Annotated in this window: 15 protein-coding genes; 9 read left to right on the top strand and 6 right to left on the bottom strand. The window is 68.5% G+C overall.

Going from position 1 to position 20,179, the window contains the following annotated elements; genetic code table 11:
* Positions 1-66 precede the first annotated feature (66 nt).
* From QHF85_RS07990 to QHF85_RS07975, 4 genes are all read right to left on the bottom strand, one after another.
* A complete protein-coding gene (locus tag QHF85_RS07990) occupies positions 67-2,124 on the bottom strand; it encodes an ATP-dependent DNA helicase (RefSeq protein ID WP_281326478.1) in 2,058 nt (685 codons plus the stop codon).
* A complete protein-coding gene (locus QHF85_RS07985; RefSeq protein ID WP_281326477.1) occupies positions 2,124-2,549 on the bottom strand; it encodes a hypothetical protein in 426 nt (141 codons plus the stop codon). The genes QHF85_RS07990 and QHF85_RS07985 overlap by 1 nt, the downstream gene beginning before the upstream one ends.
* A 26-nt stretch (positions 2,550-2,575) precedes the next feature.
* A complete protein-coding gene (locus tag QHF85_RS07980; protein ID WP_281326476.1) occupies positions 2,576-2,956 on the bottom strand; it encodes a PilZ domain-containing protein in 381 nt (126 codons plus the stop codon).
* 75 nt (positions 2,957-3,031) lie between these two features.
* Positions 3,032-3,538 carry a hypothetical protein gene (locus QHF85_RS07975; RefSeq protein WP_281326475.1) on the bottom strand — a complete coding sequence of 169 codons (507 nt, stop codon included), beginning with the start codon at positions 3,536-3,538 and terminating at the stop codon, positions 3,032-3,034.
* A 165-nt stretch (positions 3,539-3,703) separates the two neighbouring features.
* Here QHF85_RS07975 and QHF85_RS07970 point away from each other — a divergent pair, with 165 nt between their 5' ends.
* The 6 genes from QHF85_RS07970 (at position 3,704) to QHF85_RS07945 (ending at position 12,435) form a co-directional block, all read left to right on the top strand.
* A complete protein-coding gene (locus tag QHF85_RS07970) occupies positions 3,704-5,476 on the top strand; it encodes a peptidylprolyl isomerase (protein WP_281326474.1) in 1,773 nt (590 codons plus the stop codon).
* A 35-nt stretch (positions 5,477-5,511) separates the two neighbouring features.
* Positions 5,512-6,795, top strand: a complete 1,284-nt coding sequence (locus QHF85_RS07965) for a pitrilysin family protein (protein ID WP_281326473.1) — start codon at positions 5,512-5,514, stop codon at positions 6,793-6,795.
* Between the two features lie 124 nt (positions 6,796-6,919).
* A complete protein-coding gene (locus QHF85_RS07960) occupies positions 6,920-7,969 on the top strand; it encodes a methyltransferase (RefSeq protein WP_281326591.1) in 1,050 nt (349 codons plus the stop codon).
* Positions 7,966-9,276: an adenosylhomocysteinase gene (gene ahcY / locus QHF85_RS07955; RefSeq protein ID WP_281326472.1), complete on the top strand. Its 1,311-nt coding sequence runs from the start codon at positions 7,966-7,968 to the stop codon at positions 9,274-9,276. Before QHF85_RS07960 ends, ahcY begins: the two co-directional genes overlap by 4 nt.
* Before the next feature lie 120 nt (positions 9,277-9,396).
* Complete coding sequence (locus tag QHF85_RS07950; protein ID WP_281326471.1) at positions 9,397-11,466, top strand: bifunctional aldolase/short-chain dehydrogenase; 2,070 nt, start codon at positions 9,397-9,399, stop codon at positions 11,464-11,466.
* A 42-nt stretch (positions 11,467-11,508) separates the two neighbouring features.
* Positions 11,509-12,435 (top strand): TRAP transporter TatT component family protein, encoded by a 927-nt coding sequence (locus tag QHF85_RS07945; protein ID WP_281326470.1) that lies wholly within the window; start codon positions 11,509-11,511, stop codon positions 12,433-12,435.
* A 331-nt stretch (positions 12,436-12,766) separates the two neighbouring features.
* On the opposite strand, the gene QHF85_RS07940 is transcribed toward QHF85_RS07945, so the two are convergent.
* Entirely contained in the window at positions 12,767-14,413 is a 1,647-nt protein-coding gene (locus QHF85_RS07940; RefSeq protein WP_281326469.1) for a TRAP transporter large permease subunit, read from the bottom strand.
* A complete protein-coding gene (locus QHF85_RS07935; RefSeq protein WP_281326468.1) occupies positions 14,410-15,672 on the bottom strand; it encodes a TRAP transporter small permease subunit in 1,263 nt (420 codons plus the stop codon). The genes QHF85_RS07940 and QHF85_RS07935 overlap by 4 nt, the downstream gene beginning before the upstream one ends.
* 149 nt (positions 15,673-15,821) lie before the next feature.
* On the opposite strand from QHF85_RS07935, the gene QHF85_RS07930 reads away from it, so the two are divergent.
* The 3 genes from QHF85_RS07930 (at position 15,822) to QHF85_RS07920 (ending at position 20,101) form a co-directional block, all read left to right on the top strand.
* Positions 15,822-17,366 (top strand): NAD(P)/FAD-dependent oxidoreductase, encoded by a 1,545-nt coding sequence (locus QHF85_RS07930; RefSeq protein WP_281326467.1) that lies wholly within the window; start codon positions 15,822-15,824, stop codon positions 17,364-17,366.
* A 9-nt stretch (positions 17,367-17,375) separates the two neighbouring features.
* Positions 17,376-17,768, top strand: coding sequence for a DUF3592 domain-containing protein (locus QHF85_RS07925; RefSeq protein ID WP_281326466.1), 393 nt, complete (start codon positions 17,376-17,378; stop codon positions 17,766-17,768).
* 200 nt (positions 17,769-17,968) lie between these two features.
* Entirely contained in the window at positions 17,969-20,101 is a 2,133-nt protein-coding gene (locus tag QHF85_RS07920; RefSeq protein WP_281326465.1) for a serine/threonine protein kinase, read from the top strand.
* The last annotated feature ends 78 nt before the right edge of the window (positions 20,102-20,179 follow it).

The following is a 20,179-nucleotide window of genomic DNA, read 5'->3' as shown; positions in this document are numbered from 1 at the left end:
TCGAGGGGCGAATAGCCCCCGCGGGGCCCGGGGCAGCGCCCCGGCGCGGCGCCTCCCGAGAAGACCTCAGTCGCCAGACTCGGCGGCGTCTTCCGCAAGAAGCTTCGACCAGAAGGCTCTCACCTCGTCGATGCGCTCGGTGCGCGCGGCTGGGGGCAAGCCGTCGAGGAGGAGCGCGCCGTAGCCGCGTGTTCGCACGCGTCGATCGAGGATCGCCACGATGCCTCGATCCTGCCGCGTGCGGATCAGCCGGCCGAAGCCTTGCTTCAGCGTGATGGCTGCTTGCGGCACGGTGTACGTCGCGAAGGGGGAGTGCCCTGCCTGCTCGATCGCTTGTGAGCGTGCGACGACCACGGGGTCCGTGGGAACGGCGAACGGGATCTTGTCGATCACCACGAGCCGGAGTGCGTCTCCGGGCACGTCGACGCCCTCCCAGAAGCTCATTGTCGCCACGAGGACGGCGTGGTGGGCTGCGCGGAATTTTGAGAGAAGCATTCGCTTCGGCGCCTGCCCCTGCACCATGAGCGGCCCCGGCACGCGGCCTGCGAGCGCGCGACCGAGCGCGACCATGGAACGGTTGGAGGTGCAAAGAACGAATGCGCCACCTCCTACGATGTTCACGAGCTCCACGATCCGATCTGCGGATGCTGCGAGGAATGTCGGATCCGAGACCTCCGGCAGATCTCGCGGCGTGTAGAGCAGCGCGCGTGACGCGTAGTCGAAGGGCGAGGGCACGACGAGCTCGTCGACCGGCACTGTGACGCGCTCGTCGAGGCCGAGGCGCGTGCGCAAGAAACGAAAGTCTCCTGCTTTCGCGGTCATCGTCGCGCTCGTCAGCACCACGCCGCTGATCCGCTCGAAAATACCTTCGCGGAAGAGCCAGCCGACGTCCACGGCCGACGCGCCTATCGACACGGAGCGCGCGCGCACCTCGACCCACGTCACCTGGTTCGATTTGCCGTCCACGATCTTTGCCGCGTCCGCGCGCAACGTCTCGGCGCGCGTCCCCACGAGCGCGACGGCCTCCGTGATCGCGTGCGCCGACGCATATCCTGCGAGCGCTTCGAGCGCCTCGTCGAGGTGGTGGTATGTATCGACGAGCTCGCCCGCCCACACCTCGCGCCGAAGCTCTACGCGCCCCTCGCGCGCGTCCTCGCCGGCGACACGTGCGACCGCGGCGAAGAAACGATCCGCCGCCTCGCGCACGAGCGCCACGATCGCGGTCCCCTCCCCTCGCCCGAGGATTCGATCGGCGAGCCCGCTCGCGATGAAGGCGCGATCGGCGTCCCGCAGCATCGAGTCGACGCGGGAGCCGGAGATGCGCGTCCCGAAGAACTCGGTCGCGATGTCTTCCAGCTCGTGCGCCTCGTCGAAGATCACCGCGTCGTACGGAGGCAACGCGCCCGCGCCCGGGACGTTGCCGCGACCGAGCTTCAGCGAGAGATCCGCGAAGAAGAGGTGGTGGTTCACCACGAGCACGCGCGCCTCCTCGGCCTCGCGTTTCATGCGCGTGACGAAGCATCGTTCGAAGAATGGGCACGCCGATCCGATCCGCGTCTCGCTCGACGAGCACACCTCGCGCCGGATCGGATCCGACTCGGCGAGCGTCACGAGCTCCGAGAGATCACCGACCTCCGTCTCGCGCGCCCACGCCTCCACGACCGGCAGCGAGCGCATCACGCCCGCGTCGTGGTGCGACTCGGGGCTCGTCCTGAGCTCGTCCATGCGCCGCAAGCAGAGGTAGTTGCCGAGCCCTTTCACGATCGCGGCCGACACGCGAAGGCCGAGGTGATCGGCCACGAGCGGCAGATCCTTTGCAAAAATCTGCTCTTCGAGCGCCTTCGTCGCCGTGGAGATCACGACCTTGCGGCCGCTCAGGATCGCCGGGACGAGGTACGCGAGCGTCTTGCCCGTGCCCGTGCCCGCCTCGCAGAGCAGCACGCGATCCTCGTCGAGCGCGCGCTCCACCGCGTCGGCCATCGCGAGCTGCCCCTCGCGATCCTCGTAGCCCTCGAACGCCCGCGCGAGTGGCCCGCTCGGCCCGAGCAGCCGGCGCGCACGCCCTTCCCTCGCTGCTGTCTCGTGCCCCTCGTCGGCCTCGACGTCGTCGTCGTCGTAGCTCACTACGTCCGCGACGCCGCCTTCTCGAGCGAGAGCGCGAAGCCGACCTCGGCCATCGCCTCGTCGAGCCCCGCCACGCGCTTCTCGAAGGAGACCTCGAACCAGCTGTCGAGCGTGCGCTCCTCGTCGCTCGGATCGGGCAGGCGCGTGATCTGCGCTCCGACCTCGTGATACCCGCGCTCCCTCGCTGCGACGGCGAGCCCGCGCGCGCGCTCGAACATCTCGTCGTCCGGGTCGTGCGGGAAATCGCTGCGCTGCGCGCGCAGCACGAGGCCCACCGCGACCTCGCCGGCGTGTACGCGCACGCCCGAGTCCATGATGAGGTTCTCCCGCGCGCGCTCGGCGACGTGCACGACGTCACCGCGCGTGCGGTACACCTCGAACCCTGCGGCGATCAAAGCTTTTTTGACTTCGGCCGGCGTCGGCATCGTCCGATCGTTCCGGGCCCCCCAGATTATTTGGACCGGGCCCAAGGCTCGCAACTTCGTGAAGAAACGTCAAGGGGCGGCTCAGCCTCGCGCGCTGTCCCCGCGCCTTCGAGGAACGCGAGGCCGACGATCGCGCCGCCGAGCTCCTCCTGGATCCAGACGACCCGGCCGGATCGCGAGCCCTCGTCGCCGAGGAGCACCTCGAAGCAGTCGCCGAGCCCCACGGACTCGTCGAGGATCGCGCGCAAACCGCCCAGGCTGATGTTGAGCGCGAAGCCCTGCACCTCCCGCTCCCCCCGACGGAACACCACCCGCTCGGAGAACGGACGGCGCGGCGAGGTGCGACGGCCGAGTCTGACCGTGGACGGAGGAGGATCGAGAGTAGGCGTCAAAGAACGGCGTTTCACGAGGCTCGGGAGCGTAGCAGCGAGCCTCGTGTTGTCAGCCTGGGTACGGCCTTTCCGGCTGGGTCCGCCTGCGGTTCAGTGCGTGGCGTTCGGGGCGTGACCGCTCGAGCCGTCGTCGGGCTCCTGGTACACGGGAGCGGGCTCGAGGACGTTGAGCTGATCGCGCTTCAGCTTGAGGCCCTTGTCCGAGAAGAAGAGGTCGTTCTCGTCGAGGCGGGAGCGGACGCGGCCGATGAAGAGGATCGGCTCGCCCTCGCGGGTGTAGCCGAGCTGGACGATCGCGCCCTTCGGCCAGGATCCGCCGTCGAAGGTGAGCTCGCGGCGCAGCGTGTAAAACCCTTCGGGCGTGAGCTTCTTCAACGTGCCCGCCCAGTTCAGGCCGCGGAACTCGATGCCGGGGCCGTGGAAATGCCAGCGGTTGTGGATGTTGTGGTCGGGCGCGATGACCTGAGGAAGGCCGCTGTCCGAGTGATTGTGGAAATACACGATCGAGTTGGCAGGGACCTTCTGCTCGTTGCCCGGGAGCGGCTGCGACGTCAGGTAGAGCCCGCAATCCGGCAGCATGTTTTTCGGTGTGGCCATGGGACCCGGAGCTTACTCATCACGCGCCGGGCGGTCGAGCCGTTCGACGTGGCCAATTGGGGCCTCTCCTCCGGCCCCTCTCTCGTGAAGTCGTGCTATGCCGGGGCCTCGGTTGATCCCTGCGAGGCGTCTGACCTCGCCACGCCGGATGCGGAGCTCGAGCACGTGAACAAGTTGACAAGCATCCTGGGCGGCTTCGCCGTCATCGCCATCGCCCTCGTCTTCATCGTCCAGTTCCGGCCGAACGCGGGGCAGCAGATGGTCGAGTCTGCGAGGTGCGCCGTGGAGATCCGCGGGACCTGCATCTCTTCGGGGCACTACTGGGCCTCGTACCGCATGCTGGCCCCGCGCGGCGCCGACCAGGAGTGGATGCGGCAGCGCAACCTCCGCAAGATCACGGCCGAGGGCCTGGTCGAGCGGCAGCTCCTCAACGAGGACGCGAAGCGGCTCGGGATCACGATCTCGGACGACGAGCTCAACGCCGAGCTCACCTCGGGTCGGATGCACGTCTCGATGCCGCTCGCGCCCGTCACGATGCCCGACGGCCGCGTGGTCGATCCCCGCGGCGCCGCGTACATGAGCCTCGGCGGCCCGATGATCCGGTACCTGAACGTCAAGAATCGGCAGACCGGAAAGTTCGACCTCAAAGCATATGAGCGCGAGGTCCGCATGGTCGCCAAGATGAGCCCGCAGGAGTTCCGCGAGTACCAGAAGGAAGAGATCATCGCGGCGCGCATGCGTGATCTCGTGCGCTCGCGCGCGGTCGTGGGCGAGGCCGAGGCGTACGCGCGGTACAACCAGGACAAGTCGACGGCCACCGTCTCCTACGTCCGCCTCGACAAACGCTTCTTCGCGGATCTCGTGGCCGACAAGTCGCAGAAGGCGATCGACGCGTGGGTCGCGCTGAACAAGGAGGAGGAGGAGCGCACGTGGAACTCGCGCAAGTCCTCGTACCTGCCCGAGTGCCGCGTGACCCGTCACATCCTCGCGAAGATCGACCAGGACAACGCCGATCCGGCGGACGCGAAGGCGAAGGCCAAGGAGAAGATCGAGCAGGCGAAGGCGCGGCTCGACAAGGGCGAGAGCTTCGCCGATGTGGCGCGCGCGATGAGCGAGGACGGCAGCGCCGAACGCGGCGGCCTGCTCGGCTGCGTGACGAAGGGCAAGATGGTCAAGCCCTTCGAGGACGCGATGCTCAAGGCCGAGCCCGGCAAGGTGACGGACGTCGTCGAGAGCGAGTTCGGTTATCACCTCGTGCTCGTCGACAAGGTCGCGAAGGACCTCGAAGCCGAGGCCGTGGGCCGCGCCGAGGTCGACGAGGACCTCTACCTCAGGTTCGAGACCGAGCGCCTCGCGGCCGAGGCGGCGAAGACGATCCTCGCCGCGGTGAAGGGCGGCAAGACGCTCGACCAGGCCGTCGAGACCTACCTCTCCGAGCTCGAGGCGAAGATCGCCAAGAAGGACGAGAAGGCGAAGAAGGACGACAAGAAGAAGGACGACAAGAAGGACGAGGCGAAGAAGGAAGAGGCCGCCGTCGAGTCGGCCGTGCGCAAGCACCCGCAGCGCCCCGTCGTGGAGTCGAGCCTCCCCTTCAACGCCTCGGGCAGCCCCATCCCCGGCATCATGCCGGGATCGAACGCCGCGACGCAGGCCTTCAAGCTGGAGAAGCCGGGCGACGCCGCGGACGAGATCGTCCAGCTCTTCAACGGCTACGCCGTGATGGTCCTGAAGGAGAAGAAGCCCGCCTCGAAGGAGGAGTGGGAGAAGGATCGCCCGAACTTCATGGCCCAGTTCCGCGAGGAGAAGCAGGAGGACGCGCTCGTCGCTTACATCTCGCGCCTGCGCAACACGCTCGGAACGGAGATCAAGTTCGGCGGCGCGGAGTTCACGACGGAAGCGAAGCCCCCCAAGGACGGCTCCGAGGACATCGGCGAGTAGCGGAACGGTTCCGAATGCATCATTCGTGAGGGCGGATGCTGATCCACCACGACCTCGTCCTCCCGAACGGGCTGCCCCTCGTGATCGTGCCGCAGCCGAGCGTACACCGCGCGGTCGCGGCACTCTTCCTGCGCACGGGCTCTCGCTTCGAGACCGAAAAGACGAACGGGATCTCCCACTTCCTGGAGCACATGGTCTTCCGGGGGACGAAGGAGCTCCCGTCCGCCCACGCGCAGGCCCTCGCGTTCGAGCGGCTCGGCGGCACGCTCTACGCCGCGACCTACGTGGATCACGGCGTGATGAGCATCTCCGTGCCGCCGCGGAACTTCGAGCAGGTCATCTCCCTGCTCGGTGAGGTGACGACGGAGCCACGCTTCTCGGATCTCGAGATCGAGCGCGGGATCGTGCGTGAGGAGATCCTCGAAGATCTCGACGACGACGGTCGGATCATCGACGCCGACAACCTCGCGCGGGCCTTGATGTACCAGGACCACCCGCTCGGTTACACGATCACGGGCGGCCTCGACGCGCTCGCGCGCTTCGATGAATCGATGCTGCGCGCTCACCACGCGCGGCATTACACGACGGCGAACGCGGTCCTCTGCCTCTCGGGCAACCTCGATCCAGATCGCGTGCTCAAGGCGGCCGAGCGCGCCTTCGCCTCGATGCCGAAGGGCAACCGCATCAGCGCGGCGGCGCCGCCGAACGGCCAGAAGAAGCCGCGGTTCTCGTTCATCGAGAACCAGTCGAGCCAGACGGAGCTGCGCGTCGCGTTCCGCGCGGTGAGCGAAAAAGACAAGCTCGAGCCGAGCGTGGAGATGCTCCTGCGCGTGCTCGACGACGGCATGTCGACGCGCCTGTACGAGCGCATCTGCGACCGGCTCGGCCTCTGTTACGACGTCTCGGGCATGTTCGAGGCGTACGAGGACGACGGCGTCGTCGACATCGCCGCGGGCGCGGCGCACGAGCGCGCCACCGTCGTGCTGAAGGAGATTTTCGCGCTCGTCCACGAGCTCGCGTCGCACGGGCCCACGCCCGAGGAGCTCGACAAGGCGAAGAACCGTCACCTCTGGTCGGTGGAGGCGATGCTCGACGACGCCGAGGCCGTGGCGAGCTTCTACGGCCTCGCCGCCTTCGCGGGCATCGCGCGGACGCCAATGGCGAGGCACGAGGAGCTCGCGAGCGTCACGACCGAAAGCGTGCGCGACGCCGCCCAGCGCGTATTCCGCCCCGAGCGGATGAGCACGATCGCGGTCGGCCTGCTCAGCCGCGCGGAAGAGGGGCGGATGGAGCGGGCGGTCAAGGGATTCGGGGGATAACGCACCAAACGGAGGCGTGAGAGGGACCGGAGCGGGCGTCGTTATTGAAGTGATTATCGAAGCTGGAGCTCGGGACGGATCGTTCTTGCATGCATGCGCATGAACGCATATAGCAAGAACCGTGATGCACGACCCGACGGGCCCGAGCGGGCGTCTGCCCTCGGACGCCGCGAGCCGGTGGGAGCTCTACCGGCTCCTCGCCGATCCGGTGCGCCCGCGGCTGCTCGCGCTGGCCGCAGCCGAGGAGCTCGGCGTCGGGGAGCTGTCGGAGCTGCTCCGCGAAGGTCAGCCGAAGATCTCGCGGCACGCAGCAGCGCTCCGGGACGCGGGCCTCTTGCTCGCGCGCAAGCAAGGCACGTGGACGCTGCTGCGGCTGTCGCCGGGGGCCGCGACGGATCCAGTCGTCGCCGACGCGGTGCGCGCCGGGACCGCGGCCTGCGAGGCCGACGGGACGATGGAGCGGATCGGTGAGGTGATCGCCGGTCGCGACGCCGCGACACGGGAGTTTTTCGCGCGCGGGGGTAAGCCGCTGCGGCCAGGGCCGCCGCTCGAGCTCGGTGCGTATCTCGCCGCGCTCGCGCCGCTCTTACCGCATCGAGCTCTCGCCGTCGACGTGGGCACGGGTGACGGCGCGCTGCTCGAAGTGCTCTCGCCGCTCTTCGAGCACGTCATCGCGGTGGATCGCTCCGCAGCGCAGCTCGCGCTCGCCGAGGAGCGCATCCGGCGGCGCGAGCTCGCGAACGTGGAGCTCGTGCAGGGCGAATACGACGCGCCTGCGCTGCGTGAGCGGGTCCTGTCGAGGGCGGGCGACGTTGGCGGCGCGGACGTGATCTTCGCCGCGCGCGTGCTCCACCACGCGCCGAAGCCCGCGCGCGCGATGGCTGCGCTCAAAGACCTCGCGCGCCCGAGCGGCGGCGCGGTGTGCGTCCTCGACTACGAGGCGCACGACGATCAGGCCCTCTGCGAGCAAGAGGCCGATCTCTGGCAAGGCTTCGATCCCGAGACCCTGCGGCGGATGGCCGCGGATGCTGGTCTCCGGGACGTATCGATTCGCCGTCTCCCGCGCGCCTGGCAGGGAGACGGCCCGGACAGGCACCTCGTCTGGCAGCTCCTGGTCGGTCGGCACAGCGAGGGGATTCAAGGGACCGCCGAGAACAGCAAGAGGACACGATGAGCGAAAAACCCCGCTTCAAGGTCGCCGATCTCAGCCTCGCCGACTGGGGCCGCAAAGAAATCCGCATCGCCGAGAAGGAGATGCCCGGCCTCATGGCGCTGCGCGCCGAGTACGGCAAGTCGAAGCCCCTCGCCGGCGCCCGCATCGCGGGCTGCCTGCACATGACCATCCAGACCGCGGTGCTGATCGAGACGCTGCGCGAGCTCGGCGCCGAGGTGACCTGGACGAGCTGCAACATCTACTCGACGCAGGATCACGCGGCCGCGGCGATCGCGGTGACGGGCGTGCCCGTCTACGCCTGGAAGGGCGAGACGCTCGAGGAGTACGACTGGTGCATCGAGCAGCAGCTCTTCGCGTTCGAGGGCGGCAAAGGCCCGAACATGATCCTCGACGACGGCGGCGACCTGACCACGATGGTCCACGAGAAGTATCCGCAACTCTTCGAGGGCGCGGATCCGGTGCGCGGCATCAGCGAGGAGACCACGACGGGCGTGAACCGGCTCTACGACATGCACCGCAAGGGCCTGCTCCGCGTGCCGTCGTTCAACGTGAACAACTCCGTCACGAAGTCGAAGTTCGACAACCTCTACGGCTGCCGCGAGTCGCTCGGCGACGGCATCAAGCGCGCGACGGACGTGATGTTCGCGGGCAAGGTCGCGGTCGTCTGCGGCTACGGCGACGTCGGCAAGGGCTGCGCGCAGTCGCTGCGCGGGCTCGGCGCGCGCGTGATCGTGACGGAGATCGACCCGATCTGCGCGCTGCAGGCCGCGATGGAGGGCTACGAGGTGCGCACGCTCGAGTCGGTCGCGCACGTCGGTGACATCTTCGTGACGGCGACGGGCTGCAAGGACGTCGTCCGCGGCGAGCACATGCTGCGGATGAAGGACGAGGCGATCCTCTGCAACATCGGCCACTTCGACTCCGAGATCCAGATCGCCTGGCTGGAGACGAACCCCGAGATCAAAGAGGAGAACATCAAGCCGCAGGTCGACCACTTCATCTTCCCCGACGGCAAGCGCCTCATCGTGCTCGCCCGCGGGAGGCTCGTGAACCTCGGCTGCGCCACGGGCCACCCGTCGTTCGTGATGTCGACCTCGTTCTCGAACCAGGTCCTCGCCCAGATCGCGCTCTGGACCGAGAAGTACCCCCTCGGCGTGCACCTCCTGCCGAAGAAGCTCGACGAGAAGGTCGCCGCACTGCACCTCGCCAAGCTCGGCGTCGAGATCACGCAGCTCACGAAGGACCAGGCCGACTACATCGGCGTGCCCGTCGAGGGCCCCTTCAAGCCCGAGAACTACCGGTACTGACGGAGGACCTCCGCGGCGCGCCCTGCCGCAGCGCGCCGCGGTTTGTCCGTTCGATCGGACCCAGCCGAAGGCGGCCCCGACCTCGTTCGTGCCGCCTCCCTCCCGTGGTATGGACGCGGCGTGGAATCACGGTACCGCGCCGCAGAAGCCGCCCAGTTCGTCGAGACGTTCGGCCCGCGCTGGGGCGAGGATCTCGCCCTGCGTGTCTACACGTCGCGCCTGCTCGGTCAGGACCCGGACCTCGTCCTGCACGGCGGCGGCAACACGTCCGTCAAGACGCGGGTGACCGAGCTCGTCGGCGACACGACCGACGTGCTCTACGTGAAAGGGAGCGGCTGGGATCTCGGCGCGATCGAGCCCGAAGGCTTCCCCGCCTGCCGGCTCGCGCAGCTCCGGCGGCTCTGCGAGCTGCCGAGCATGACCGACGAGCAGATGGTCTCGCTCCTCCGCTCGCACATGCTCGAGCCGAGCGCGCCGACGCCCTCCGTCGAGGCCCTGCTCCACGCCTACCTGCCCTTCAAGTTCATCGACCACACGCACGCCGACGCCGTGCTCGCGATCGTCGATCAGCCGAACTCGAACCAGCTCGTGCGCGAGGTCTTCGGCGACCGCGTGCTCTTCATCCCCTACGTGATGCCCGGCTTCGCGCTGGCGAAGAAGGTCGCGGATCTGTGGCGCGCGCTCACCCGCGCCGGACGCGAGCCGAACGTGATGATCCTCGACAAGCACGGGATCTTCACGTGGGGCGAGAGCGCGATGGAGAGCTACGAGCGCATGATCGCGAACGTGACGCGCGCCGAGCGCTGGGTCGAAGAGGCCACGGCGATCTCGCGTCGCACGATCTCGAGCCCCTCGCCCGACGCTTGCTCGCGCCTCGCGCCGATGATCCGCGGCGCCCTCGCCCGCGCCTCCGGCGAGCGCTGGATCTGCTCGTTCCGCATGAGCCCGCAGATGGTCTCGTTCTGCGATCGCGACGATCTCGAAGAGATCACGCAGAAGGGTCCAGCCACGCCCGATCACGTGCTGCGCACGAAGCCGAAGCCGCTGCTCCTGCCGCCGCTCAACGCCGACGATCGGCACAAGACGAAGGCCACGCTCGACGCCGCGATCACGGCCTACGCCGAGCAATACAAGGCCTACTTCCGCCGCTGCTCGGCCGCGCGCCCCGGCGATCGTCGCGAGCTCGACCCGTGGCCGCGCGTGCTGCTCATCGAAGGCCTCGGCGCATTCACCGTGGGCAAGACGCGCAAGGACGCCGAGATCACGGCCGACATCTACGAGCACACGACGGGCGTGATCGAGCAAGCCACGGCGAACGCCGGCTACGAGCCCGCGAGCGAGCTCGACATCTTCGACGTGGAGTACTGGAGCCTGGAGCAAGCCAAGCTGAAGAAGGGTGCAGGCCAGGGCAAACCGCTCGATCGGCACGTGGCGTTCGTGACGGGCGCAGCCTCCGGCATCGGCCTCGCCACAGCGCGCGCGTTGCTCGCCGCAGGCGCACACGTGGCGCTCACGGATCGAGACGAGGCAGCCCTCGAACGCGCGACGAAGCCGCTCCTCGAGGCCCACGACGATCGGATCTTCCTGCTGCCCTGCGACGTGACCTCGAAGGACGAGGTGCGCGCAGCCATCCGCAAAGCAACGCTGCGCTTCGGCGGGCTCGACGTGGTCGTGTCGAACGCAGGCGCAGCCTTCGAGGGGCCGATCCACGGAGAACAAGGCGACAGCGCACTGCGCGCCTCGCTGGAGGTGAACCTGCTCGGCCACCAGAACGTGGCGCGCTTCGCCTCCGACGTCCTGATCCAGCAAGGCGCAGGCGGCGCCCTGCTCTTCAACGCATCGAAGAGCGCATTCAACCAAGGCCCGGATTTCGGCCCCTACGCCATCCCCAAAGCCGCGCTCGTCGCGCTCACGCGCCAGTACGCCGTGGATCTCGCGCCCTACGGCATCCGCTCGAACGCAGTGAACGCCGATCGCATCCGCACAGGCATCTTCGCCGGCGGCATGCTCGAAGCCCGCGCACGCGCACGTGGTGTCGGCGTGGATGAATATTTCCGGGCAAACCTGCTCCGGCGCGAAACCACCGCCGCCGACGTGGCGCAAGCCTTCCTCTACCTCGCCACGGCCGAAGCAACGACGGGCTGCGTCATCACGGTCGACGGGGGAAACGCAGCCGCATTCCCGCGGTAGGTCGATTGAATCGCGACAGGCTCACGACGTACCATCCGCGTCGTGCGTCCCCTCCAAACCCTCTCCGTCCTCGCACTCTCCGCCCTCTCGCTCGCCAGCACGGGGTGCATCAAGAAGATGTTCCTCGAAGGCCAGATCGAGGCCACAGCCACGGCCTCGGCCGCGATCGACACGATGACCGACTACGAGGTCGCGAAGGTCGTCGCGTTCAACGGCATCGGCCAGTTCGAGGGCATGCATTACCTCGCCCCGGACAACGAGGTCGCGCTCTTCGCTCTGGCCAAGACCTGGACGAGCGCCACATTCGCCTTCACCGAGGACGAGCTCGAACAAGCCGAAGACGAGGAGGGCCTCGAAGGCGCGCGTTATCTGTACCTGAAAAACCGCGCCGCCGCGGCGTACGACCGAGGCCTCCAGTACGCGCTGCAGCTTCTGGAGATCTATCACCCAGGCTTCGAAGCAGCGCGCAAGAAGGACGACGCGATGCGCGCCTACACCGCGCAATTCACGGACGCCGAGCGCGACGCCCCCGCCCTCTTCTGGGCCGGCTACGCCTGGATCAGCAAGACGAACATCCTGAAAGACGACGCCGCCGCCGTCGGCGATCTATGGATCGGCGTCGCCCTCATGGAACGCTCCGTCGCACTCGACCCCAAGTACATGCACGGCAGCGGTCACACGATCCTCGGCGCCTACCACGCCCGCACCGCGATGGCCGAGCTCGACGACGCGAAGAAGCACTTCGACCAGTCCCTCGCGATCCACGGAGGCAAAAACCTCCTGACGCAAGTGCAGTACGCCGCGAAATACCATTGCCTGAAAGGCGACAAGGACAGCTACGTAAAAGCACTGACCGACGTCGTCGAAGCCGGCGACGTGTTCCCCGAGCAACGCCTGACAAACGTCGTCGCAAAGCGCCGCGCCGCGCGCTACCTGAGCAAGGTGCGCATGCGCGAGTGCGGATTTTGAACAGGTAGCGTTGCGCTGGGGCTTTGCCCCAGGCCCCACCCGGGGCTGTCCGCCCCGGGACCCGGACCAGCGCAAGCGCTGGACTCGTGGTCGATGAACTGCGCGATGCGCAGTTCATCGAACGGGCCAGGTCAAGACCACGAGCGATCCTGCCAGCCGAGACAACAGCGCTGACGGTTCAACTGCCGAGGCGGTACCAACGGCCTGTGGGAAGAACTGCGCGGAGCGCAGTTCTTCCCCTGAGGTCCAGGGCTGGCCCTGGTTCGGGTCGAGGGGCGAACAGCCCCCGCGGGGCCCGGGGCAGAGCCCCGGCGCGACGCTCCCCGAAGACCTAGCCCCCGTCCTTCCCGGCTTCGAGCATCTCCTTCAGCAGATCGTCCATTGGATCTGCGGCCTTTGGCGCTGCTGCGTCGGGCGCGCCTGCGTCTGCGTCGCTGCCGAGCATTTCCTTCAGGAGATCATCCATCTCGTTCGTGCCTGCGTCTGGGCCGCTGTCCATGGCGGGGACGACGTCGCCTGTGGGCTTTGGCTTCTCGGCTTCCTTCGCAGCGATCCCCTGCCCGTCTGGGCCCCACTTTGCGATGTCTTCCTTGCTGCACGGCTTGAGGTTGTTCGTGTCCTCCTGCACGCATTCGAGCAGCCATGCCTCGCGCGGTGCGACGCCGCTCTTCGCGGCCTGTGCCCGCGCGTCCGCGACGTCCCCAGCGATCATGAAGCTCGACAGCGACGGCGCGACGATCACGAGGCCGAGCCCTAGCGCGAGCAGTGCGACGAAGGGCAAGACCACGCGGTAGACGTCGACGATGGGTCGCGAGAAGCGGAAGCTCGAGATGAACAGGTTGAGCCCCACGGGCGGGGTCACGTAGGCGATCTCGAGGTTCAGGAGGAACATCACCGCGAGGTGGAAGGGGTTCACCTGGAACGTCGAGGCGAGCGGGATGAGGAGCGGCAGCGCGACGAGCAGCGCGCTGAACGCGTCCATCAGCATGCCGAGGATGAACAGGAAGATGTTGAGGACGAGGATGAACTGCCAGGCCGCGTTCATGCCGCGCGCGACGAACCACTCCAGGATCGCCTGCGGGATGCGCTCCTGGATGATGTAGTTCGTCATGGCCGTGGCCATGGCGAGGATGATGATGATCGCGCCGGAGAGCGTCATCGCGTCGCGCGCGACCTTGACGACCTTGCGCCACGTGAGGTCCTTGTAGACGAAGACCTCCACGATGAGCGTGTAGACGGCCGCGGCTGCCGCGCTCTCGTCGAGCTCCATGAGACCCGTCGTGAGGCCGACCGCCACGAGGAGCGGCGTCGCGAGCTCCCATTTCACGTGCCAGAGGGCCTTGCCGACCTCGTCGAGGTCGAAGCGCGCCCGCGGGATGCCTGAGCGGATCCCCTCCCAGAACGCGTAGCCGCAGAGCAGCACCATGAGCAAGAGGCCCGGCGGGAACGTGGCCTTGTAGGCGCGCGTGACGTCGACGCCCGCGAGGAACGCGTAGACCATCACGAGCGGGCTTGGGAAGAAGAGCAGGCCCATCGCGCCTGCCGTCGTGACGAGGCCGAGCGTGAACTTCTCCGAGTAGCCCTGGCGTCGGAGCGCTGGATAAAGCAGGCCGCCGATGGCCACGATCGTGACGCCGCTGCCGCCGGTGAGCGTCGTGAAGAACGCGCTCGCCACGATGCACACGATCGCGAGGCCGCCGGGCATCCACCCGAGCACGGCCGATGCAGCGCGCACGATGCGATCGGGCGTCTTCGACTCGGCCATCAGGTAGCCGACGAACGTGAAGAGCGGGATCGTGACGAGGATGGGCGAGTTCGAGAACTTGTCTTCCAGCACGTTCGCCGCGATAAACCGCACGAAGCGCTGATCGGGCAGATCCGAGCCGAGCCACGACAGGATGGAGATACCGCCCATCACGGCGAAGAGCGGCATCCCCACGAGCGTGAGGAGGATGATGACGATCACCCAGGACTTCATCGCGCCGCCTCCCCCGCCGTCGCCGGCGCATGGGGCGCGTCGTCCTCGTCTGGTTCTTCGGCGTCGGGCTCGACGGAGGCGTGGCCGGCCGCGACGAGCAGCGCGCGGAGCAGCACGCGCAGGCCGATCATCCAGAGCCCGACGATCCACATGAGGTTCATGTCGTGCACGAGCAGGCCACGCGCGCTCTCGTTCGGCAGGTTCACGATCGCGACCCGCGGCTCGTCCCCGGCGCTCGGCGGCGCCTTCATGCTCGCGAGTTCCTCGGCGGTGAAACGTTCGGCGAAGCCCGCCTCGTCGAGCCAGGTGTTCCACGCGCGACCGTTCATGCGTGAAGGATCGTCCCAGCGGACGCCCCGGAAGACGACGGACGGCATGGCCCGCAGATCCAGCGCCGCCTGCTTGCGCAGCACGAAGAGGTGCAGCGACGAGGCGCGCGCGACGCCCGAGACCTTCTCGGCGAGGGGCGCTTCCTTGCGCTGGCCGAAGCCCTCGATCGAGACGTAGTCGAAGAAGCCGAAGCCCGCCGTGAAGCAGACGGCCGCCGTCGCGAGGGCGCCCGCGATGTGCACGAAGGGACGGAGCTTCGGCTGCATGAAGCGCAGGACGACATCGATGTTGATGTGCTTGGAGCGCGCGGCGGCGAGGGAGGAGCCGATGAGCGCGACGAGCAACGTGAGCCGCGTGGCGACGCCGCGCAGGCCGCCGAAGAGCGTGAGCGCCGAGCCTTCTTGCAGCCAGTTGAGGATCGCGTCGAAGTGATCGACGCCGACCTTGCGCCACGCCGGCGCGACACCCGCGCCGAGGGCCATCGCCACGATCGTCACGAGCGCGCGCTTCGTCTCGTCGTTGATCTTCGCGCGCGCGGTGCCGAACCGCGCCAGCGCGCCGAGGAGCGCCGCGCCGAGGAGCGCGCGAAACACCGTCCCGGCGGCGTTGTCCGCTTGCACCGGCGAGGCCATGCCGCGCAGCGAGATCCAGGCGACGAGCGAGAACACGAGCGCGAGCAGGACCAGGAAGAGCAGGCGCGATTCGAACCACGTGAGCGCTCGTTCGAGTCGCACGAAGGGCAGGCCCCACGCGGCGCCCGCGGGCGGCGGCTCCGCGCTCGTCTTCGCGCCCTCGTCAGGCGGAGGCGCTTCGGCTGTGTCGGCGTCCTTCGTGCCGTCCGAAGCGTCGGTCTCGCTGGGCTTTTCGCCCTCGGCCGGGTCCTTCGTTTCGTCTTCGCCCTGGCCTTCGTCGTCGGGTTCGCCTGCCATGGCGCGACATTAACGGTTTCACGGAGGCCGGGTAAACCGCGGCGAACGCTTCGACGCTGTGCGTAAGATAGTTTTGCCGGGCTGGATCCAGGGCTCTCGAGCCCCGTGATGCGTGGACAAACGGGAGCACGCGGGTTAACGAGATCCGCATGGAACAGCGTGCCGACGTCGTGATCGTGGGGGCGGGGCACAACGGCCTCGCGGCGGCCATCCTGCTCGCTCGGAAGAAGCTTCGGGTTCTGGTCCTGGAAGAAAAACCCACCCTCGGCGGCGCGACGAAGACTGAATTCCCGTTTTCCCGCGCTCCGAAGCTCGGCATCTCGACCGGCGCGTACCTGCTCGGCCTGATCCCGCCGGAGCTCATCACGAAGCTCGGCGTGGATTTGCCGATGAAACGGCGTGATCCGCACTACTTCCTTCCCACGACGAGCGGCCGATATTTGCTGTTCGGATCCGACGCGGCGTCGATGCGCCGGCAGATCTCGGAGTTTTTCTCGGAGGCGGACTGGAACGCGAACGTCGCGTTGAACGAGGAGCTCTCCGCCATCCGCGACGACATCGCGCCGACGTGGCTCGAAGAGCCGCTCTCGCTGGAGGAGACGGCCGAGCGGTACGTGCGGCCCGCGCTGCGCAAGGCGTTCGTCGATCTCTGCCGCGGCCCGGTGAGCGACTACCTCGATCGCTTCGGCTTCCGGAGTGATCTCATCAAGGCGATGTACGCCGTGACCGACGGTTTTTCCGGGCTCTCCGGCGGCTACGACTCACCCGGCACGGGCATGAACTTCCTCGTCCACAACATGTGCCGCCTGCCCGGCGGAGGCGGGACGTGGATGGTCGTCGAAGGCGGCATGGGCACGGTGTCGCAGCGGCTCGCGGAGAAGGCGCGCGCCGAGGGCGCGGTGATCCACGAAGGCGCGAAGGTCGCGTCGATCGAGGTGACGGACGGCGCGGTGAGCGGCGTCTTGCTGGAGGACGGATCGCGGATCGCGGCGAAGGTCGTGGTCTCGAACGCGGACCCGTACCGGACGCGCGGGCTCGTCGGCAAGGAGCTGCCCGCGGCGCTGTCGCGGCGCCTCGACGAGGTGCAGCGGCCGGGCACGACGATGAAGGTGAACATGGCGCTGCGCGCGCTGCCGACGTTCGCGTGTTTGCCCGAGGATCGTGGGCAGTACGGCGCGACGATCCACCTCCTGCCCGACGAGGACGAGGTGCTCGCGTTGCTTCGAAGAGCCCACGCGGACGCGATGGCGGGGCGGCTGCCGGAGTTCCCGTCGATGGAGTGGTACATCCACACGGCCGTCGATGGCTCGCTGCGCGACGCGGAGGGCCGCCACAACGCCGCGCTCTTCGTGCAATGGGTGCCCTACGAGCTCGCGGACGGGCGCTCCTGGGACGACGCGCTCCCGGGTTACGTGAAGCACTTGCTCTCGATCTGCGATCGCTTCGCGCCCGGAACGACCGAGCTCGTGGAGGACACGTTCGCGCTGTCGCCGAAGGGAATCGAGCGACACTTCGGCATCACGTACGGGCACATCCACCACGTGGACAACAGCTACGGCTTCTCCGAACGGATGCCGTATCGCTTCGGCGTGCCGGGGCTGTACCTCGCGAGCGCCGGCGCGCACCCGGCTGGCGCGGTGATCGGCGCCGCGGGCCACAACGCGGCCGAGGCCGTGATCAAGGACCTCGGCTAAGCTCGGCGCGTGTTCTCGCCCGTCGGCATCTCCATCGCCGCAGGGATCTCCGCGCTTGCAGGTCTCGTGGAGATCGCGCGGGCCGCTCGGCTCGTGCGCGTGGGCAAGATCGCGACGGCGCGCGTCGTCGTGAACACCTCCACCGAGGCAGACGACGAAGAGCCGCCGCCGCGGCTGCGTTTCCGCACCGAGGACGGGCTCGACGTGGAGGTCATCGAGCGGACGCGGTCGTCCGGCGACGAGGCGCGCATCGGCGCGGAGGTGACTGTGCTCTACGACCCTCGGGATCCCGAGCGCGCGCGGCGGAACGCGCCCGCGCAGATCTGGGGCCCGGGGCTCGTGTGGATCGCGTTCGCCGCGCTGCTCGGCCTCGCCGCGGCCGTTCAGGCGCTCGTGACGTAGCAGGCTGTCGATAAGCTTGCTGCGCGCCCTGGATCGTCGGTCGTCGTCCTCGGAATACGCTTGTATTCCTGCGTCCTCCTCCCTAGCTCCAGAGCGCTCGCGGCGCTTCTCGACAGCCTGCTAGGCGTCCGGGTCACAAAAACCGAGCACGGACTCTCCACCCCCGCGCGGACCAGAACGAAGTACTATCCCCCGAGACCGTGACCTCGGCCCAGAACCCCATCGGCCCGTCGGATCCTCCGGCCGCTCCCCAGGGCTACAAACCCACGCTGCTCGACGGAACGCCGTACCGCTTCATCGCGCCGCTCGGCCGCGGAGGCATGGGTGACGTGGTGGAGGCCGAGCACGTGGCGCTCGGCAAACGCGTGGTCGTGAAGCTCCTGCAAGAGCGGCACGCGAGCCGCGCCGACTTCGTCGACCGGATGCGGATCGAGGCGCAAGCGCTCGCGAAGATCACGCACCCGAACCTGGTGCAGGTGACCGACTTCGGGCAGACGGCCGAAGGACGGACGTTCCTCGTGATGGAACGGCTGTACGGGCGGAACCTGCGCGAGGAGCTCGAGCAGCGAAAATTCTTCCCGGTGGCCGAGGCGATCGACGTCGTACGTCAGACGCTCGCAGGCCTCGCCGCCGCGCATGACGCGGGCGTCGTGCATCGCGACGTGAAGCTCGACAATCTGTTCCTGTGCGACGCGCCCGACGGCGGGCGCCGCCTGGTGAAGGTGCTCGATTTCGGCGTCGCCAAGGTGATCAGCGTGACGGGGGAGAGCACGCCCCTGCCGCTCGCGTTCCCCACGGCCGAGGGCGTCGCGATGGGCACGCCGCGCTTCTTCTCGCCCGAGCAAGCGCGCGGTCGGCCCGTCGATGGGCGCGCGGATCTCTACGCCGCGGGCATGGTGCTCTACACGCTGCTCGCGGGGCGCGGGCCGTTCGAGCACATCACGACGCTGCTCGAGCTGACGCGCGCGCACGCGTTCCAGGTGCCGGAGCCGCCGTCGCGGTACGCGGCGCAGGCGCTGCCGGCCGGGCTCGATGCGATCGTGATGAAGGCGCTCGCGAAGGAGCCCGTGGAGCGCTTCGCCACCGCGCGGACGTTCGCTGCGGAGCTCGAGCGCGTCGCGGACGGCTTGTCCGCGAGCAACATCCGCCCGCGCTGGGACGCGACGGACGTGATGCCGACGGTGCCGAGGATGCAGAAGGCACCGGAGCCCGTCGTGGACGACGAGCCGGCGACGATGCGCGTGGATGCGCTGCCGCGAGGCGCGCTGCCGAAGGCGATGCCGGACGACGACGACGAGGCGCCGGACACGCCGACGCGTCGCCTCGAGCGACCGATGCCGTTCATGCGCGCGCAGCGGAAGAGCGCGGTGCCGCCGCTGCCGCTGCCCGAAGCTCCACCCGCGATCGCGCCTGCGCCCTTGTGGGAAACGAAGCCGTCCACGACCATCAGCGAGCCGCCGAAGACGCTGGAGAACATCCCGTATCGGCCTTCCGAGCCGCCGACGCTCGCGCGGCCCGAGATGGCCGCCTCGCAGCCCGCGAAGCCCCAAGAGGCGACGTCCTCGCCGGATCCGATGCTCGACGCGACGTTGACGTCGGCGATGCGCGCGCCGAAGCCGCCGAGCGACACCTCCGCGCTGCCGCCGGATCCGATCCTCGACGCGACGTTCCCCTCGGGTCCGCGCGTCGAAGATCCCGCGGCGGCCCGCAGCCCGTCCGAGCATCCCGCTGCGAATCGTGTCCCCTCGGAGCACCCCTCGGGCCCTACGCGCACGGGGTCCGAGCGGCCCACGTCGTCTGGAGGGACGGGCCGCGCGGATCGGATTTCTGCGCTGCCGGGCCGGAACCCGGATCGACCTTCGATCGTCCCTGGCCGCGAGGGACGCGTCTCCGTTCTGCCTGGCCGCACCGATCGCACCTCGGCCTTGCCGACGAAACCCGAGCGGACCTCTGCCCTGCCCGCGCGCGCTGAGCGCACCGAGCGCACCTCGAACGTACCGCCGCGCGCCGTTGAGCCTGCCGTGGTGCCCGAGCGACGTAGCAACCTGCCTGCTGCTGCGCCGCTGCATCCGCCTGCGCCGCTGCCCGAGGAGCGCATCTCGGTCCCTCCACCTGGCCCCGGCGGCGTGCGCCCGCTGCGCGCGCCCGTTCCGTGGCGAAGGCGTCCTGCGGCGGGCTCGACGAGCGGCGCGGCGCGTGGCGCGACCACAGCAGCGCAGAACAAGCCTGTCGAGGTGGAGAAGGGCAAACAGCAGACGACGATCCTCGCGATCGTCGCGGCGCTCGCGATCGTCGTGGCAGGCGTGCTGCTCGCGCTTCGCTTCCTGCGCTGAACTCAACTTGCAGCACGAACCGTTGCATCAACCGCATCGCGGTTGATGCACCTGAGGTCCAGGGCTTGCCCTGGTTCG

The organism is Polyangium sp. 6x1, from assembly GCF_029946515.1.
In the GTDB taxonomy this organism is placed as follows: Bacteria; Myxococcota_A; Polyangia; order Polyangiales; family Polyangiaceae; genus Polyangium.
This window is presented reverse-complemented; position numbering and strand designations above follow the sequence as displayed.

What these genes read in the sequence shown, in the direction of transcription:
- QHF85_RS07985 (WP_281326477.1), bottom strand. Translation starts at nt 2,549, where the DNA reads ATGCCGACGCCGGCCGAAGTCAAAAAAGCTTTGATCGCCGCAGGGTTC.
- QHF85_RS07975 (WP_281326475.1), bottom strand. Translation starts at nt 3,538, where the DNA reads ATGGCCACACCGAAAAACATGCTGCCGGATTGCGGGCTCTACCTGACG.
- QHF85_RS07965 (WP_281326473.1), top strand. Translation starts at nt 5,512, where the DNA reads ATGCTGATCCACCACGACCTCGTCCTCCCGAACGGGCTGCCCCTCGTG.
- QHF85_RS07960 (WP_281326591.1), top strand. Translation starts at nt 6,920, where the DNA reads ATGCACGACCCGACGGGCCCGAGCGGGCGTCTGCCCTCGGACGCCGCG.
- ahcY (WP_281326472.1), top strand. Translation starts at nt 7,966, where the DNA reads ATGAGCGAAAAACCCCGCTTCAAGGTCGCCGATCTCAGCCTCGCCGAC.
- QHF85_RS07940 (WP_281326469.1), bottom strand. Translation starts at nt 14,413, where the DNA reads ATGAAGTCCTGGGTGATCGTCATCATCCTCCTCACGCTCGTGGGGATG.
- QHF85_RS07935 (WP_281326468.1), bottom strand. Translation starts at nt 15,672, where the DNA reads ATGGCAGGCGAACCCGACGACGAAGGCCAGGGCGAAGACGAAACGAAG.
- QHF85_RS07930 (WP_281326467.1), top strand. Translation starts at nt 15,822, where the DNA reads ATGGAACAGCGTGCCGACGTCGTGATCGTGGGGGCGGGGCACAACGGC.